This window comes from Planomonospora sp. ID91781 (assembly GCF_015711595.1).
Classification (GTDB): domain Bacteria; phylum Actinomycetota; class Actinomycetes; order Streptosporangiales; family Streptosporangiaceae; genus Planomonospora; species Planomonospora parontospora.
In genome coordinates this window covers 1,221,930-1,236,493 of sequence record NZ_JABTEY010000001.1, presented here as the reverse complement: position 1 = coordinate 1,236,493, position 14,564 = coordinate 1,221,930, and the positions used below count along the sequence as shown (strand labels likewise).

Here is a 14,564-nt window from a genome sequence, read left to right as displayed (position 1 = left end):
GGCCGGGGAGGGCTCTCTCTTCACGTCGCGGCCCGAAGGCGCCTCCGGGGCGCTCAGCCCGCCAGGCGGGCCCGTACGGCCTGGGCCACCCGGCCGCCCTCGGCGCGCCCGGCGACCTTGGGGTTGAGAACCTTCATGACCTGCCCCATCGCCTGCGGCCCGGCCGCTCCGCTCTCCGCCACGGCCTCCTCCACGAGCGCGGCGAGCTCGGAGTCGGAGAGCTGGGCCGGGAGGTACTCCTCCAGGATGGCCTGCTCGTCCATCTCGGCCTTCGCCTGCTCGGTGCGGCCGGCCCCGCCGAAGGCCTCGGCCGCCTCGCGGCGCTTCTTGGCCTCCTTCGTCAGCACCTTGACGATCTCGTCGTCGGTCAGCTCGCGGGAGGTCTTGCCCGAGACCTCCTCGACGTTCACGGCCGCCAGGGCCATCCGGATCGTCCGGGTGCGGATCTCGTCCCTGCTCTTCATCGAGGCCGTCAGATCGGCCTTCAGCTTGTCCTTCAATGCGCTCATGCGGTCCATCTTGCCGCCTCACCAGCCCGGTTGTATTCCGGGTTTCCGTCCGGCGGGCCGGATCGGCGGCCCGGCTCGGGCATGATGGAGGGGTGAGGAAAGCAGCCGCAGTGCCCCTGTCCCTGCTCGGCGCCGGCCTGGCCGGTCTGGCCTACGCCTCGGTCATCGAGCGCAACGCGTTCCGGCTGCGGCGTTTCGACGTGCCGGTGCTGGAGCCCGGACGGCGTCCGGTGCGCGTCCTCCACCTCTCCGACCTGCACCTCACCCCCGGCCGCCGGCTGCTCATCGAGTGGGTCCGCTCCCTGGGCGACCTCCGGCCCGATCTGGTGGTGAACACCGGCGACTCGATCGCCCACCCCGAGGCGGTCCCCGCCCTGCTGCACGCCCTGGAACCCCTGCTGCGGCGCCCCGGCCTGTTCGTGTACGGCTCCAACGACCTCTACTCCCCGCGCCCCAAGAACCCCGCGCGCTACCTGTGGCGGACCTCCAAGGGCGACAACCGCCGCAACACGCCCGACCTGCCCTGGGAGGAGCTCGGCGCCGGGATGGCGGCCGAGGGCTGGCTCGACATGAACAACACCACCGCCCGGATCAAGGTCGCCGACCTCGACGTGGCCGTGGGCGGCATCCACGACTCCCACATCGACCACGACCGCTACGACCGGATCGCCGGTCCCGCCCCCGCGGACGCCGATCTCCGCCTGGGCGTGATGCACTCTCCCGAGCCCCGCAACATGACCCGCTTCGCCGCCGACGGCTACCAGCTCCTGCTGGCCGGGCACACCCACGGCGGCCAGCTCTGCGTCCCGTTCTACGGCGCGCTCGTCACCAACTGCGGCATCGACCGGGCCCGCGTCAAGGGCCTGAGCCGCCACGACGCCGCCTACCTCCACGTCTCCGCGGGCCTCGGCACCAGCCCGTACTCCCCGGTCCGCTTCGCCTGCTTCCCGGAGGCATCGCTCCTCACGCTCGTGCCGCGCCGCCGGGGTGGCACAAGCATCCACGAAGTCCGCTAGACTTTCCCAAGCACGAGCAAGACGGCGTGCACCGGGGTGTAGCGCAGCTTGGTAGCGCGCTTCGTTCGGGACGAAGAGGTCGCAGGTTCAAATCCTGTCACCCCGACGTTGCAGTGATTTCCCGAGGCCGAGGGCCCGGCCGCCGGAGACGGCGACCGGGCCCTCGGTCGTTTCCCGCGGTGTTTTCCACGGTGCCTCCCTCCGCGGACCGTCAGGCGGCGCGGTGCGCGGCATGGGCGGCGATCACGTCGGGAATCCCGGCGCCGGTCAGCACGACGGGCCGGTGGCCCTCCCCGGCCAGCAGGGTCGCGGCGATGGAGGCCCGGCGGCCCGAACCGCAGGCGACCAGCACGGGACGGTCCCGGTCGAGGGCCGCCGGGACGCCCTCGGTCACCAGGTCCGGCAGGAAGCGTTCCACCGCGCCGTCCAGCCGCGCCGCCTTCCGCTCGGCGGGCATCCGCACGTCGAGCACCTGCGCGCCGGGCAGGGCGAGATGCCGGAGGAAGGCGGGCAGGTCCACGAGCGTGAAGGTCTGCGTGGCCGCCGGGCCGAGGTCGCGGACGACGCCGCGGACCTCGTCCATCCCGATCCGCGCGAGCTGGACGACCTCCTCGGTGACGTCCTGGTCCCGCTCCGCGACCAGCACGATCGGCGTCCGGTACGGCAACAGCCACCCGGCCCAGCTGCCGAAGTCGTCGCCCGGCTCGATCCCGACGGATCCGGGAAGGGCCCCCTGGGCCTGCGCCCTCCGCGGGCGGACGTCGACCACCCGCGCCTCCGCGGGCACGGCGGTGGCGGTGAGCTCGGGAACCCTCGGCAGAGGCATCGGCGGCACGCCGAGGGTGTTGGCTCTGCCCATGTGCCGGTAGAACGCCGGGATCGGCATCGGCTCGGCGAGCAGCGCGTCGGCGAAGGCCTCCGCGGCGTCGGCGGTGTCGGCGGCGCCCGTGGAGACTCCGGACTCCGCGGCGCCCGTGGAGACTCCGGACTCCGCGGCGCCCGTGGAGGCCCCGGGCGCCGTGGAGGCCGTGCCGCCGGTGGCGAGGGCCAGCAGCGGGTTGCCGGTGAGCTCCGCCCCGATGGTGGAGGTGTGCCGACCCGCACCGGAGGACGTGCAGAACGAGCCCTCGCCGTGGGTGGGGAACAGGCCGGTCCGCGGGGGCAGGGCCGCCAGCCGGCGCAGCGAACCGTACTGCAGGCGGGCCAGGGTGCGGGCCCGCTCGGGGCCCAGCAGGTCGGGGCGGCCGGCCGAGGCCACCAGCAGACTGCCGCCGGAGAAGAGCGCCGCCGACTCGCCGTCGGCCAGCACCAGGTAGCTGGTGTGCTCGGGGGTGTGGCCCGGAGTGTGGATCGGGCGGACCAGCAGGCCCCGCCCGCCGGTGAGGTCCTCCAGGTGGAAGGCGGGGGTGTACCGGTAGGCGGCCGCGGCGGCGGCGGGCAGCACCAGTTCGGCCCCGGTGCGCAGGGCGGCCTGCTCTGCGCCCGAGACGTAGTCGTTGTGCAGGTGGGTCTCCAGCACGAACCGCAGTTCCACGTCCCGCTCGGCGACGACCCGCAGGAACCGGTCGACGTCGCGCTGGGGGTCGACCAGCACTCCCACGCCCTCGTGGACCAGCAGGTGGCTCTGGTCGCCCAGGCCCGGGGTGCGGAACGACACGATCTCCATTTCCCCGCCTCCGCTCGGTCGGCGCACGGCCCCGGACGGGGCCCTACGGGTTCATACCCGGGAAAGGCCGGGAGGACCTGCGGAAACGGCGGCCTGCGGGGCCGTTCCGGGCCCGTCGTCCCCGCCCCCGGCACGGTCCCCGCCGTTCATCCGGTTCAGCGCGAGAGCGAGTGCCGCGCCGTACACCGCATGGGCCGTGCCCATCACCAGGGGGCGCCCCGGCCGGTCGCGCGGGATCGAGGGCAGGATCCCCAGGCGGGGCACCCAGCCCGCGTAGCTGCCGACCCAGATCCCCAGGGCGTAGACGACGCCCAGCGGCGGAGCGATCCGCCGCCCGCGGGAGAGCAGGCCGTACACCGCCCCCGCGCCTGCGCCGAACCCGAAGTGGGCGATCGCGCCCAGGACCCCCTCGCCGGGCTTGGGCCGGTGCCGGTGCCCGGGCAGGGCGGCGCGGACGATGCGCTTGGGCGGCTGGTCGCCCATCAGCCCGGCCTTCTCCCCGGCGACCATCACCACGCTCATCACCGCGGTGGCGAGCACTCCTCCTGCGGCTCCTCTGACCAGGTTGCGCATCATGACGGGCGAATGCCCCCGTCCCGGCGGGGGAAACCGGCGCACGCGCGCCGCCCCGGGCCCGGCGGCTCCGTCCGATGACCGATGCCGTCTCGCAACCGGCGGCTCCCCCGGTGACCGATGCCGCCCCGGGGCCGGTGCCGCCGCCTGACCGGGAACCGGCGGATCCGGGGACGGGTCTCGGCCGGGAGGTCCGGGAAGGCTCCTTTCCGGCCGGGGGTTCCGTTGATACGGTCGATTGATGTCGGACGCCGCGCAGTTCCCGTTCGCCCCCGGGCCGCACCAGGGCCCTCCCACCGAGTACGGCCGCCGCCACCGCGAGGAGCCCCTCGGACCGGTCGAGATGCCCAGCGGGGACCGCGCCCTGCTGGCCGTACGGTACGACGACGTCGCCACGGTCCTGAGCGACCCGCGCTTCTCCCGGGAGCTCGACTATCCCGGGGCGCCGCGCTTCCTCCCCGGGTTCGACATCGCCGACGCGCCCGGCAGCATCATCTCCATGGATCCGCCGCGCCACACTCGGCTGCGACGCCTGCTGTCCGGGACCTTCACCCCCCGGCAGATCGCGGCGTGGCGGCCCCGGGTGCGCACGGTCGCGCACCGGCTGGTCGACGGGATGCTGGAGCAGGACGGCCCGGTCGACTTCGTCTCCGGCTTCGCCTTCCCGCTGCCGGTCCAGGTGATCTGCGACGTCATGGGCGTCGAGGACCTCGACGTCGAGCGGGTCCGGGAGTGGTCCGACGCCGCGCTCTCCACCTCGGCGCTCACCCCCGACGAGCAGATCGCCGCGATGATCGAGTTCGGGGCCTACATCGCCGAGCTCATCGCCGCGCACCGCCTCGCCCCCGGCGACGGGCTGCTCACCGCGCTCATCGAGGCCCACGACGAAGGCGACAAGCTCGACGAGGAGGAGCTGATCCGCATCACGCTCGGGCTCTTCCTCGCCGGTCACGAGACGACGGCCTCGGTGCTGTCCCGCGCCCTGCTCCGGCTGCTGGGCCCCGGCGGCGAGTACGCCCGCCTGGTGGACTCCCCCGAGCTGGTCGCGCCCGCCGTCGAGGAGCTGCTCCGCATGGAGGAGCCCGGGGACGTCGGCCTGCTCCGCGTCGCCACCGAGGACGTCGAGCTCTCCTGCGGCCGCGTACGGCGGGGCGAGGCCGTCATGGCCCCGCCCTGCGCGGCCAACCACGACCCCGCGGTCTTCCCCGAGCCCGACCGCTTCGTCATCGGCCGCGACGGTCCGGGGCACCTGGCGTTCGGCCGCGGCGCCCACTACTGCCTCGGCGCGAACCTGGCCCGCCTGGAGCTGGTCGAGGCGCTCGCCGTGCTGACCGAGCGGCTCCCCGGCCTCGCCCTGGCCGAACCGGCGGACGCCGTGCCGTGGACCACCGGGCACATCGTCCGGCGTCCGGAGCGGCTCCCGGTCATCCCGAAGAGGTGACCGTCCGGCCGGACGGCGCCTCCGCCGGACCGGCCGGACCGCAGGATCGGGATCGGGATCGGGCGCATCCCCGCCGACGGGCCGGTACCGGGCGGGTCCCCCGGCGGCCGGGACCGGACCGGGCGGGTTCCCACCGACGGGCCGGGGCCCCGCCCTCAGTCCCTGCCCTGCCAGGTCGTCACGCAGGCCTCGTTGCCCTCCGCGTCCGCCAGCACCCAGAAGGACGGGGCGCGCCCGTCGGACAGGAGCACGCCGCCGGCGGCCAGGGCCGCCTCGATCCGGCGGGGCGCCTCGTCGTGCGGCACGGACACGTCCAGGTGGATGCGGTTGCGCTGCGGGCGGGCCTCGTCCATCTGCTGGAACCAGATCGCCGGGCCGTGGCGGAACGGGTCGACGAGCGGGTCCTCCGGGCCGTCCGCGCCGGCCTCGTCGACGTAGCCCATCACCGCCTTCCAGAAGGGGCGGATCCGGGCGATGTCCAGCGCGTCGATCGCGATCTCGACCAGCTGCACCGAGCGCGGCTCCGGATCGTCGACCCCCGGTGAGAGCCGCAGGCCGAGTCCCCGCACGACCGCGGAGATCCGGCCGGCGAGCTCCACCTCCGCGGAGGTCACCGTCGCCGCGGCGAGCGACTGCAGCGTGAGCACCAGCCGGTCGCCGCGCACGTCCATCCAGAGGCCGCCGTCGGCCCCGTCGCCGGCCGCCTCCGCCACGCGCGCGGCGACGTCGACCGCCCGGCGCAGCGAGGGCACCCGTACCGTCGTCTGCAGGGCGCCCAGCACGTACCGCCACCCCGCCTCGCCGACGGCCTCGGAGATCTCCCGCCTGCTCGGCCTCGCGGCCGTGTTCCCACCGTTCTCCGTCATCCCGGCATGATCGCAGAGATGGTCGCCGTCCGGGAGGCCGTGCGGAGGGGCGACGGGGCGGTCGGTGCGCCGTCCGGGAGGCCGTGCGGAGGGCGGCGGGCCGCCGGTCCACACGGGGTGGTCGGTGCGCCGTCAGCCCTGCCGGTACGAGCCCGCGATCTGCCGGGTGGTCACGCAGATGCGGTTCCACGCGTTGATCGTGGCGATCGCCACGACCAGCGCGGCGAGCGTCTTCTCGTCGTGGTGCCGGGCCGCCTCCTCCCAGACCGCGTCGGGTACGGCCTCGCCGCGGTCGGCCAGCCGGGTGGCCTCCTCGGCCAGCGCGAGCGCCGCCCGCTCGGCGTCGGTGAAGTACGGCGCCTCCCGCCAGGCCGCCACCGAGAAGAGCCTCTCGTCGCTCTCCCCGGCCTTCTTCGCCTCGTGGGCGTGCATGTCCACGCAGAACCCGCAGCCGTTGATCTGGCTGGCGCGCAGCTTCACCAGTTCCAGCGTGGCGTGCGGCAGCGTGCTGGTGCGCAGGAACCCCTCCAGGCCCAGCATCGCCTTGTACGCCTCCGGAGCCAGTTCCCCGACGTTCATCCGTGCCTTCATCGGACTCTCCTCAGTTTCTCGGGATTCATCACGGTGTCGATCTCGGTGATCCGGCCGTCCGCCACGGTCAGCCCCATCACCCCGATGAGGTCCTTCCCCTGGAAGCGGAGCAGACCCGGCCGCCCGTTGACCGTGGACGGCCGCAGGCGGTGGCCCGCGCCGAAACGCTCGGCCACGCCGAGCACGAAGCGGGCCACCCGGTCCGCGCCGAGGATCGGCCGCCGGGCGGCTCTGACCACCCCGCCGCCGTCGCTGCGGAGCACCACGTCCGGGTCGAGCAGCGCCAGCAGGGCGCCGAGGTCCCGGCCCGCCGACGCCGCGGCGAAGGCCTCCACCACCCTGCGGTGCTCGGCGGTGTCCACGTCGAACCTGGGCGCTCGGGCCGAGACGTGCCGCCGCGCGCGGGCCGCCAGCTGGCGGCAGGCCGCGGGCGTGCGCCCGACCGCCTGGCCCACCTCGTCGAACGACAGCCCGAACACGTCGTGCAGCACGAACGCGGTGCGCTCGGCCGGGCTGAGCGACTCCAGCACGACCAGCATCGCCAGGCTCATCGACTCGTCCAGCGTCACCCGCTCGGCCGGGTCGGCCTCCTCCACCACGGGTTCGGGCAGCCACGGCCCCACGTACTCCTCCCGGCGCACGCGCGCCGAGCGGAGCACGTCCAGCGCCAGCCGGGAGACCGTCACCACCAGCCAGCCGGTGACGTCCCGGATCTCCGTCCGGTCGGCCCGGACCAGCCGCAGCCACGCGTCCTGCACCACGTCGTCGGCCTCGTCCACGGTGCCGAGCAGCCCGTAGGCCACCCCCACCAGCCGGGGCCGGATCGCGTGGAACTCCGCCGCGAGCCCGTCGAGATCGTTCTTCACGTCATGAGGACGGGGCAGCCCCCGATCGTGTGACATCCGAAACCCGCCTCCCGATCCCGTGCCGGATCCGATGCTCGCATCCGCGGCGCTCCCGGCGGTCCGGGCGGTCCGGGCGGTCCGGGCGGTCCGGGCGGTCCGGGCGGTCCGGGCGGGAGGGCGACGGGTCCGGACGGGACCGGGCGCGGCCGGAGACAATCAGGTGCGGCCGGGAAGGGGCCTGGCGCGATCACCGCGCTTCCCGGCGCGCAGCGCCCAGGCCCGCAGGACGGCCTCCAGCTCGAACCGGCCGTCCGGGTCCTTGAGCTGGTCGGCGAAGAGTTCCACGGCCTGTCGCAGCCGGTAGCGCACGGTCTGCGGATGGATGTGCAGCCGTACCGCGGCCTCGTTGGCGTTGTAGCCGCTCTGCAGCCAGGCCAGCAGCGTCTCGGCGAGCCGGTCGCGCTGGCCGGGCTTGAGCCCGCGCAGCGGGGCGAGCCGCGTCCGCTCCATCAGCTGGATCAGCGTCTCGTCCCGGAAGATCATGATCGCCGACATGTGGTCGGACACCCTGATCACCGCGTCGGAGGCGAGCACGCCCCGGCGCGCCAGGTCCAGCGCCCGTACGGCCAGCCGCAGCGAGAGCGCGCCCTCGCCCGTCCTGACCGCGGGACCGGCGGCCACGGTCCAGTCGGAGAGCAGGGGACGCAGGAGAGCCTGCCGGCCCGGGCCGTCCGGGTCGGGCACCACCAGGCAGGGGTCGGAACGGTCGAGGTCGGCGAGCACGTCGGGCGGGAGGCCGGGCCTGGCCAGCTCGCCCGGCCTGCGCGGGGCCAGCGCCACACAGGCCAGCGTGCGCGGCGGCGTCCAGCCGACCGACCGGGACAGGTCCTCCACCGCCCGCGCGTCGGGCGGCGGGTCGGCCACCAGCAGGTTGAGCAGCCTGCGGCGGCGCAGTTCGAGCTCGCCCGCCGCCCTCGCCTGCGCCTCCGCGTAGCCCTCGGCCGCCGCCGCGGCGATCTCGTCCAGGTAGACCAGGATCGCCTCCCCGATGTCGCACATGCGCTGCCGGGAGAGGTCCAGCCGCTCGGACTCGGTGGCCAGCCTCCGCCAGGCGACCCGGGCGCAGATGCGCAGCGCGGACTGCAGGGAGTCCAGCGGGCGGCCCTCGCTCGCCTCACCGCCGCCGATCCCCCGGTAGACCTCCAGCAGCCGGGTCCGGCTCACCCTCCGGTCCCCGACCCGGTTCACGAACCCGGCGAGCGCCTCCTCCACGGCCCGCCGCACGATGCGCGCGTAGGCGCCGCTCGGCCGGGAGTACTCCGGCACGCTCGCCCGGATCTCCCCGATCATCTCGTCGGCCAGGTCGTCCAGGTAGGGCCGGAACACCTCGGCGAACTCGCGGGGGATGTCGGCCGGCGGGCGTTCGACGTCATGGACAGCGGACACGGATGCCTCCCGGCTTCGGACGTTACCCCGGAGTCAGGAGGGCGTCTCCTGGCGCCGGCGCACATTCCGCCCGGCGGCATCGCTCACATCCGTGACAACTTCTCCGGCCGGCGGCGTCCCTCAGGCCTGGACGGGCGCGGCGGGATCGGCGGATCCCCCGGGGCCGGGGGATCCGGGAGGCCGGGCGGACCCGGAGGTCCGGGCCGCGCCGTCGAGCGGTGCGCCGGACTGCCAGGCGTGCTCGAACTGCTGGAGCCAGTAGGCGTACCAGCGGGGGCTGTTCTCCCTGGTGAGCTCCAGGTGCATGCGGGAGGCGGTCGAGGTGTCGCGGAACCCGTGCGTCTCGACGATCACCTTTCCGTGCGCGGTGTCCGGGTCCAGCGCGATGAGGCTGAATCCGGGGCTGTAGGGCAGCAGCCGCGCCCCGAAGTCGCCCTTCACCTGCCAGCGGCCCATGGTCCGCAGATGGCCGACGGTGGTCCGCACCGCGTCGGGCAGCCGCTGCACGGGCACGTCGACGGAGTCGTCGAGCTGGGCCGAGGCGATCCCGACCGCCGCGGTCTCGGCGGGATCGAGGACGAGCACCCGCAGCGTGCCGTCCGCTCGGGACAGCACGGTGCTCCGCAGCAGCTCGCAGGTCTGCGGCGAGAGGAGGTTCACCGCCGAGGGTGCGAGGATCCGCACGTCCCGCGCCTGGCGGAAGCGGACGTGCAGCGGGACGTGCTCGTAGGCCGAGCGGTCGCCCAGGAGGTCGTCCTGCCTCTGCGCGGGCTCGGGAGGCACCGCGACCCGGTAGACGAGCAGGCCGATCCCGGCCAGGACGACGGTCCACTTGAGGTCGTCGGGCAGCACGTCGCCGATCGTCGACAGGACCGCGAAGACCACGGTGACGGCGGCCACGGCGTACACGTCCAGATTGCGGCGCGCCTTGATGTCCCCGGCGACTTTGCGGAACCCGACGGCCATAGTCCCGTCCCTCCGGCTCGAACCACCCGTGACCCCTTGATCCAAGGATGTCCCATGGATCACCGCTGCGCCGCGGCGTTCCCGCCTCTCCGTCGGAGCAACCGGTGGAGCAGTCGGCGGAGCGGCCGCGCGTCAGCCGGCCGCCTCCAGCAGCTTCTCGGTGGCGACGAGCCGCACGCACACGGTCAGGCCGGCGATGGCGAGCTCCAGCTCCTCCGGTTCGGGGTAGCTGGGCGCGATGCGGATGGTGCTGTCACGGGGGTCCTTCCCGTACGGGTGGGTCGCCCCGGCGGGCGTCAGGGCGATGCCCGCCTCGGTCGCGCGGCGCACCACCTCGCGCGCGCAGCCCTCCAGCACGTCGAGGCTGACGAAGTAGCCGCCCGCCGGGCGCGACCAGGTGGCCAGGCCCGTGCCGCCCAGCTCCTTGCTCAGGATCGCCTCCACCGCGTCGAACTTCGGCCGCAGCAGCTCGCGGTGGCGCTCCATGTGCGCGAGCACGCCGTCGGCGTCGCGGAGGAACTCCGCGTGGCGGAGCTGGTTGATCTTGTCCGGGCCGATGGTGCCCTTGCCCAGGTTGCCGATCAGCCAGGCCACGTTGTCCGGGGAGGAGCCGAAGAAGGCGACCCCGGCACCGGCGAAGGTGATCTTCGAGGTGGAGCCGAAGACGAAGGCCCGGTCGGGGTTGCCGCTCTCGGCGCAGAGCGCCAGCAGGTCGGCGATCTCCACGCGCTCGTCGGTCAGGTGGTGGACGGCGTAGGCGTTGTCCCAGAAGATCCGGAAGTCCGGGGCCGCGGCCGGCATGGACGCCAGGCGGCGCACGGTCTCGTCGCTGTAGCAGGCGCCGTCGGGGTTGCTGTACTTGGGCACGCACCAGATGCCCTTGATCTGGGCGTCCTCGCGGACCAGGCCCTCCACGACGTCCATGTCGGGACCGTCGGCGGTCATCGGCACCGGGATCAGCTCGATGCCGAACCGCTCGCACAGGGCGAAGTGCCGGTCGTATCCGGGCACCGGGCACAGGAAGGCGATCCTGGGCTCGTCCGCCCACCGGCGCTCGGCGCCCGGCAGGCGGCTGAGCAGCGCGTGCACGACGGAGTCGTGCATCAGCGTGAGGCTGGAGTTGCCCGCCGCCACCAGCTGCGCCGCCGGGACCTGCAGGAGGCCGCTGAAGATCTCCCTGAGCTCCGGCAGGCCCTGCAGACCGCCGTAGTTGCGGGTGTCGGTCCCGTCGGCGGCGCGGTGGCCGCCCGAGGGCAGCGTCAGCAGCGCCTCGGCGAGGTCGAGCTGGCGCGGCGACGGCTTGCCCCGCGTGAGGTCGAGGGAGAGGCCGCGCCGGACCAGCTCCTCGTAGTCGCGCCGGGCGCGGTCGCGCTCGGCGGTCAGCTCCGCGGCGTTCAGAGCCGGGGAGGGGGAAGAGGCCGAGGAGGTCACCGAGGAGGTCACGAGGGTTCCTTCGCCTGCCGGATCGGGAGTGGAATGGAATTGAAAGGATAGAAGACCCGCCGTCGCGCCGGGGTGCCGGGTTCGGCGGCGATCGCCTCCCCGGGCCCGGGCCCGGCCCGAGAAGTCCGCTTCTGCATAAGATCAGGCATATGGCGGAGGTCATGGGGCGGGACGGGACGTGGACGTTCGACGGGGAGATCCTGCGGATCGTGCCTGGCCGCGACCGGGGGGTGCACAAGCTGCGGCAGCTGCTCGGTGAGGTGACCGTGCCGCTGGAGGCGGTGGCCGGCGTCTCCCACGAGCCCGGCAAGAAGGGCGGGCGGCTCCGGCTGCGCCTGCGTGAGGGCGCCGACCCGTTCAACCAGGCCGCGCGCGGCCGCATCCCGGACTCGGCCGACCCCTACCAGTTGGCCGTCGAGCCCGACCGCACCGGCGTCGCCGACTACTTCGTGGACGAGGTGCGCAACGCCCTGGTGATCGACCAGGTGCCGGACGGGCCGGTCTCCCGCTACCTGATGCCCGGCCCGAGCGTGCCGCTGACGGCGTCGGCGGGGGACGGGACCGCGACGTTCGACGGCGAGTCGGTCCGCCTGGAGTGGAGCTGGGCGGTGGAGTCGACCAAGAAGTCCGCCGGTTCGCAGCGGATCGCCCTGTCCGAGCTGACCGGCGTGGAGTGGATCCCGGCCGCCGGCCTGGAGAACGGGCACGTCCGCTTCCACGTCCGGGGCTCTGTGCACCGGCTCGCCCCCAAGTACGACCCGCACTGCCTGGTGCTGTGGGGCATGGACAAGGAGACCCGGACGATCGCGCTGCTCGTCGCGGCCGTGCTCGCCCGGCTGCCGCACCCGTCGGCCCCCGCCGAGCCGCCCGCCGCGGAGCAGGCCGCCCTGACCGCGGGGACCGCCCCCGCCGGAACCGGGGGAGGCCCGGCGGGGGAGGCCGGAAACGAGGGCGAGCGGCCGGACGACCACGACGCGCTCCTGCGGCGGCTGCGCGAGCTGGGCGGCCTCCACCGGGACGGCGTGCTCACCGACGAGGAGTTCGCCCAGGCCAAGCAGGCGATCCTCCGGCGCTTCTGATCCCGCCGACTCCCGGTCCACCGGCCCGGCCCCTCGACTCCCGGTCCACCGGCCCCGGCCCCTCATGCCTCGCCCCGGTCCCCCACGCCTCCTTCGCGGCGCCTCCGCTCCGCGCTCAGCGGCACTGGGCGAGCATGGCGGCCTTGTCGGCCCGCGTCACCGGGAGGCCGTACTTCAGTGCGACCTGGGCGAACCGGACGACGTAGGCGCAGCGGACCGTCCGCCGGGGCGGGAGCCAGGCGGCCGGGCCGGACCCGCCCTTGGCCTCGTTGGCGTCGCCGTACACGGGCATGAGGTTGAGCGGGTCGTTGGCGATCCGTTCCCGCTTGGCCCTGGACCAGCGCGAGGCGCCCATCCGCCACTCGTAGGAGAGCGGGACGACGTGGTCGACCTGGATCTCGTCCGCGCGGCGCTTGCTCCAGCGGATGACTCTGCCGGTGTAGGGGTCGCGCAGGTCCAGCTCGACCACTTCGCACCGCGATCCCCTGCGGTAGCGCACGTTCTCGCCGTCGCGGGCGAGCAGGTCGTCGCGGGTCCGGCAACCGTTGCGCGCGTACGGCACGCCCGCGGCGGTGTCGGCCCAGTTCGCCCCGAACCGGGCCCGCGAGTAACCGGCCTTCGACCCCATCGGCGCGGTCCTCAGCCGCTTGATCAGCCGCACCGCCCTGGCCCTGTCGCCGCCGGTGACCGGCGCCAGACCCGGCCTGACGCCGTCGGGGTTCTGCAGGGGCGCGGCCCGCACCGCACCGCCGGAGGGCGCGGTCGCCGCCCCGGTGTCCTGCCGCGCCACCACCGCGAACATCACCGCGCCGGCCAGGAAGGCGGTGACCACTCCCCGCGTGCTCACCCATGCCCTCCGAAGACCGTACGCCGACCGGCACTTCACCGATTCCCGGATCCGGCGCCGCCGACACGGCGGCGGCCGGGAACTGCCACCGGCACACGGCCCGCCGGAGCCGCCGGGTGCCCTGCGGATCGTACCTCCGGCGCGCCCTGCGGATCATCGGAGCCGCCCGCGTTCCCGGCACGTCCCACGGACCACCGGGGCCGCCCGCGCTCCCGGCACGCCCGGCGGCCGTCCCGCCGGGGCCTGCGGCGCTCCCCGGAGCGCCCCGGCGGCCGTCAGAGCCAGTCGCGTCTTCTGAACGCCCGGTAGAGCAGGGCCGTGCCCGTGACGATCAGGGCCGTCGAGACCCAGAATCCCACCGGTTCGCCCGAGCCGGGGTAGGGCACGTTCTGCCCGTAGAAGCCGGTGATCAGGGTGGGCACCGCGATGATCGCGGCCCAGCTGGTGACCTTCTTCATGATCTCGTTGAGCTTGAAGCCCTGCTGGTTCTGGTGGGCCTCGCGGATGTTGCCCACCAGCTCCCGCAGGGAGTCGGTCCACTCGGCGGCGCGCAGGATGTGGTCGTAGACGTCCTGGTAGTACGGGATCAGCACCGGGTCCACCGTCTCCGGGCCCCGGCGGAGCAGGGTGCCGACGACCTCCCGCATCGGCATCGCCAGCCGCCGGAACTGCACCAGGGTCTTGCGGAGCTCGAACGTCTGGCGGTGGCGGACGCGCAGGTCGCCGTCCACCCCGTCGAAGAGCTCGTCCTCCAGCTCCTCGATCCGGTCGTCCAGCGGCTGCAGCACCTCGAAGTAGCCGTCCACGATGTGGTCGAGCAGACCGTGCAGCAGGTAGGCCACGCCGTACCTGGCCATCGCGGCGTTGGCGTCCCAGCGCCGGAGCACGCCCTCGATGTCGAAGCCGGCCCCGTCCCGCACCGTGACCAGGGCGTTCTCCGTCACGAAGACCGACAGCTCGGTGAGCTCGATCCGCCCCTCCACCAGCCGCGCCGCGTAGACGGTGATGAACAGGTGGCTGTCGTAGGTGTCGAGCTTCGGGCGCTGGCGGTCGTGGAGCGCGTCCTCGACGGCCAGCTCGTGCAGGCCGAGCTCCTCGCTGATCTTCGCCAGGTCCGCGGCCGTGGGCGCGCAGAGGTCGAACCACACGACGGCGCCGGGCTCGGCGACGCACTCCGACACGTCGTCGATCGGGAAGTTCTCCCGCACCAGGACACCGTCGCGGTACAGGCGGGTGCGATCCATCACGCCAGCCTAGCCAGCCGGAAAGTCCCGGA

14 protein-coding genes and 1 tRNA gene are annotated in these 14,564 nt (G+C 74.2%); 4 read left to right on the top strand and 11 right to left on the bottom strand.

Translation table 11 applies throughout. From position 1 onward, the window contains the following. Nucleotides 1-53: 53 nt before the first annotated feature. Nucleotides 54-509, bottom strand: coding sequence for a GatB/YqeY domain-containing protein (locus tag HS048_RS05730; protein WP_068898353.1), 456 nt, complete (start codon nt 507-509; stop codon nt 54-56). Between the two features lie 92 nt (nt 510-601). Between HS048_RS05730 and HS048_RS05725 the strand changes: the two genes are divergently transcribed. Both HS048_RS05725 and HS048_RS05720 read left to right on the top strand, forming a co-directional pair. Further along, nucleotides 602-1,525: a metallophosphoesterase gene (locus tag HS048_RS05725; RefSeq protein WP_068898045.1), complete on the top strand. Its 924-nt coding sequence runs from the start codon at nt 602-604 to the stop codon at nt 1,523-1,525. 32 nt (nt 1,526-1,557) lie between these two features. Then, a tRNA-Pro gene (locus HS048_RS05720) sits at nt 1,558-1,631 on the top strand. Nucleotides 1,632-1,736: 105 nt separating this feature from the next. On the opposite strand, the gene HS048_RS05715 is transcribed toward HS048_RS05720, so the two are convergent. Both HS048_RS05715 and HS048_RS05710 read right to left on the bottom strand, forming a co-directional pair. Next, entirely contained in the window at nt 1,737-3,191 is a 1,455-nt protein-coding gene (locus tag HS048_RS05715) for an MBL fold metallo-hydrolase (protein ID WP_196466367.1), read from the bottom strand. Between the two features lie 51 nt (nt 3,192-3,242). Further along, complete coding sequence (locus tag HS048_RS05710) at nt 3,243-3,767, bottom strand: DUF6789 family protein (RefSeq protein ID WP_196466366.1); 525 nt, start codon at nt 3,765-3,767, stop codon at nt 3,243-3,245. Between the two features lie 238 nt (nt 3,768-4,005). Between HS048_RS05710 and HS048_RS05705 the strand changes: the two genes are divergently transcribed. Next, on the top strand, nt 4,006-5,205 hold the full coding sequence (locus HS048_RS05705) for a cytochrome P450 (RefSeq protein WP_196466365.1): 1,200 nt from the start codon (nt 4,006-4,008) through the stop codon (nt 5,203-5,205). A gap of 155 nt (nt 5,206-5,360) precedes the next feature. Here the strand turns inward: HS048_RS05705 and HS048_RS05700 are convergent, their stop codons facing one another. The 6 genes from HS048_RS05700 to HS048_RS05675 all read right to left on the bottom strand — a co-directional run bounded on the left by HS048_RS05700 (nt 5,361) and on the right by HS048_RS05675 (nt 11,317). Beyond that, nucleotides 5,361-6,071: a VOC family protein gene (locus HS048_RS05700; protein ID WP_068898039.1), complete on the bottom strand. Its 711-nt coding sequence runs from the start codon at nt 6,069-6,071 to the stop codon at nt 5,361-5,363. Between the two features lie 132 nt (nt 6,072-6,203). Further along, a complete protein-coding gene (locus HS048_RS05695) occupies nt 6,204-6,662 on the bottom strand; it encodes a carboxymuconolactone decarboxylase family protein (protein ID WP_068898037.1) in 459 nt (152 codons plus the stop codon). Next, a complete protein-coding gene (sigJ, locus tag HS048_RS05690) occupies nt 6,659-7,528 on the bottom strand; it encodes an RNA polymerase sigma factor SigJ (protein WP_307832374.1) in 870 nt (289 codons plus the stop codon). Before sigJ ends, HS048_RS05695 begins: the two co-directional genes overlap by 4 nt. Before the next feature lie 195 nt (nt 7,529-7,723). Further along, the gene (locus tag HS048_RS05685; protein ID WP_307832373.1) at nt 7,724-8,953 is read right to left on the bottom strand and encodes a helix-turn-helix domain-containing protein; all 1,230 of its coding nucleotides are present in this window, start codon (nt 8,951-8,953) and stop codon (nt 7,724-7,726) included. Between the two features lie 120 nt (nt 8,954-9,073). Then, a complete protein-coding gene (locus HS048_RS05680; protein ID WP_196466363.1) occupies nt 9,074-9,919 on the bottom strand; it encodes a hypothetical protein in 846 nt (281 codons plus the stop codon). Nucleotides 9,920-10,051: 132 nt separating this feature from the next. Continuing rightward, nucleotides 10,052-11,317, bottom strand: a complete 1,266-nt coding sequence (locus HS048_RS05675; protein ID WP_230881189.1) for an aminotransferase class I/II-fold pyridoxal phosphate-dependent enzyme — start codon at nt 11,315-11,317, stop codon at nt 10,052-10,054. Between the two features lie 194 nt (nt 11,318-11,511). On the opposite strand from HS048_RS05675, the gene HS048_RS05670 reads away from it, so the two are divergent. Further along, nucleotides 11,512-12,441 carry a DUF4429 domain-containing protein gene (locus HS048_RS05670; protein ID WP_068898028.1) on the top strand — a complete coding sequence of 310 codons (930 nt, stop codon included), beginning with the start codon at nt 11,512-11,514 and terminating at the stop codon, nt 12,439-12,441. 115 nt (nt 12,442-12,556) lie between these two features. Here HS048_RS05670 and HS048_RS05665 read toward each other — a convergent pair whose 3' ends face one another. Together HS048_RS05665 and HS048_RS05660 are read right to left on the bottom strand one after the other, a co-directional pair. Beyond that, nucleotides 12,557-13,288 carry an HNH endonuclease family protein gene (locus HS048_RS05665; RefSeq protein ID WP_196466362.1) on the bottom strand — a complete coding sequence of 244 codons (732 nt, stop codon included), beginning with the start codon at nt 13,286-13,288 and terminating at the stop codon, nt 12,557-12,559. Between the two features lie 275 nt (nt 13,289-13,563). Then, nucleotides 13,564-14,532: a magnesium transporter CorA family protein gene (locus HS048_RS05660; protein WP_153054310.1), complete on the bottom strand. Its 969-nt coding sequence runs from the start codon at nt 14,530-14,532 to the stop codon at nt 13,564-13,566. Between the last annotated feature and the right edge of the window lie 32 nt (nt 14,533-14,564).

Excerpts from the sequence above, each read along its gene's own strand:
- HS048_RS05730 (WP_068898353.1), bottom strand. The coding sequence starts at position 509 with ATGAGCGCATTGAAGGACAAGCTGAAGGCCGATCTGACGGCCTCGATG.
- HS048_RS05700 (WP_068898039.1), bottom strand. The coding sequence starts at position 6,071 with ATGACGGAGAACGGTGGGAACACGGCCGCGAGGCCGAGCAGGCGGGAG.
- HS048_RS05680 (WP_196466363.1), bottom strand. The coding sequence starts at position 9,919 with ATGGCCGTCGGGTTCCGCAAAGTCGCCGGGGACATCAAGGCGCGCCGC.
- HS048_RS05695 (WP_068898037.1), bottom strand. The coding sequence starts at position 6,662 with ATGAAGGCACGGATGAACGTCGGGGAACTGGCTCCGGAGGCGTACAAG.
- HS048_RS05670 (WP_068898028.1), top strand. The coding sequence starts at position 11,512 with ATGGCGGAGGTCATGGGGCGGGACGGGACGTGGACGTTCGACGGGGAG.
- HS048_RS05660 (WP_153054310.1), bottom strand. The coding sequence starts at position 14,532 with ATGGATCGCACCCGCCTGTACCGCGACGGTGTCCTGGTGCGGGAGAAC.
- HS048_RS05715 (WP_196466367.1), bottom strand. The coding sequence starts at position 3,191 with ATGGAGATCGTGTCGTTCCGCACCCCGGGCCTGGGCGACCAGAGCCAC.
- HS048_RS05705 (WP_196466365.1), top strand. The coding sequence starts at position 4,006 with ATGTCGGACGCCGCGCAGTTCCCGTTCGCCCCCGGGCCGCACCAGGGC.
- HS048_RS05710 (WP_196466366.1), bottom strand. The coding sequence starts at position 3,767 with ATGATGCGCAACCTGGTCAGAGGAGCCGCAGGAGGAGTGCTCGCCACC.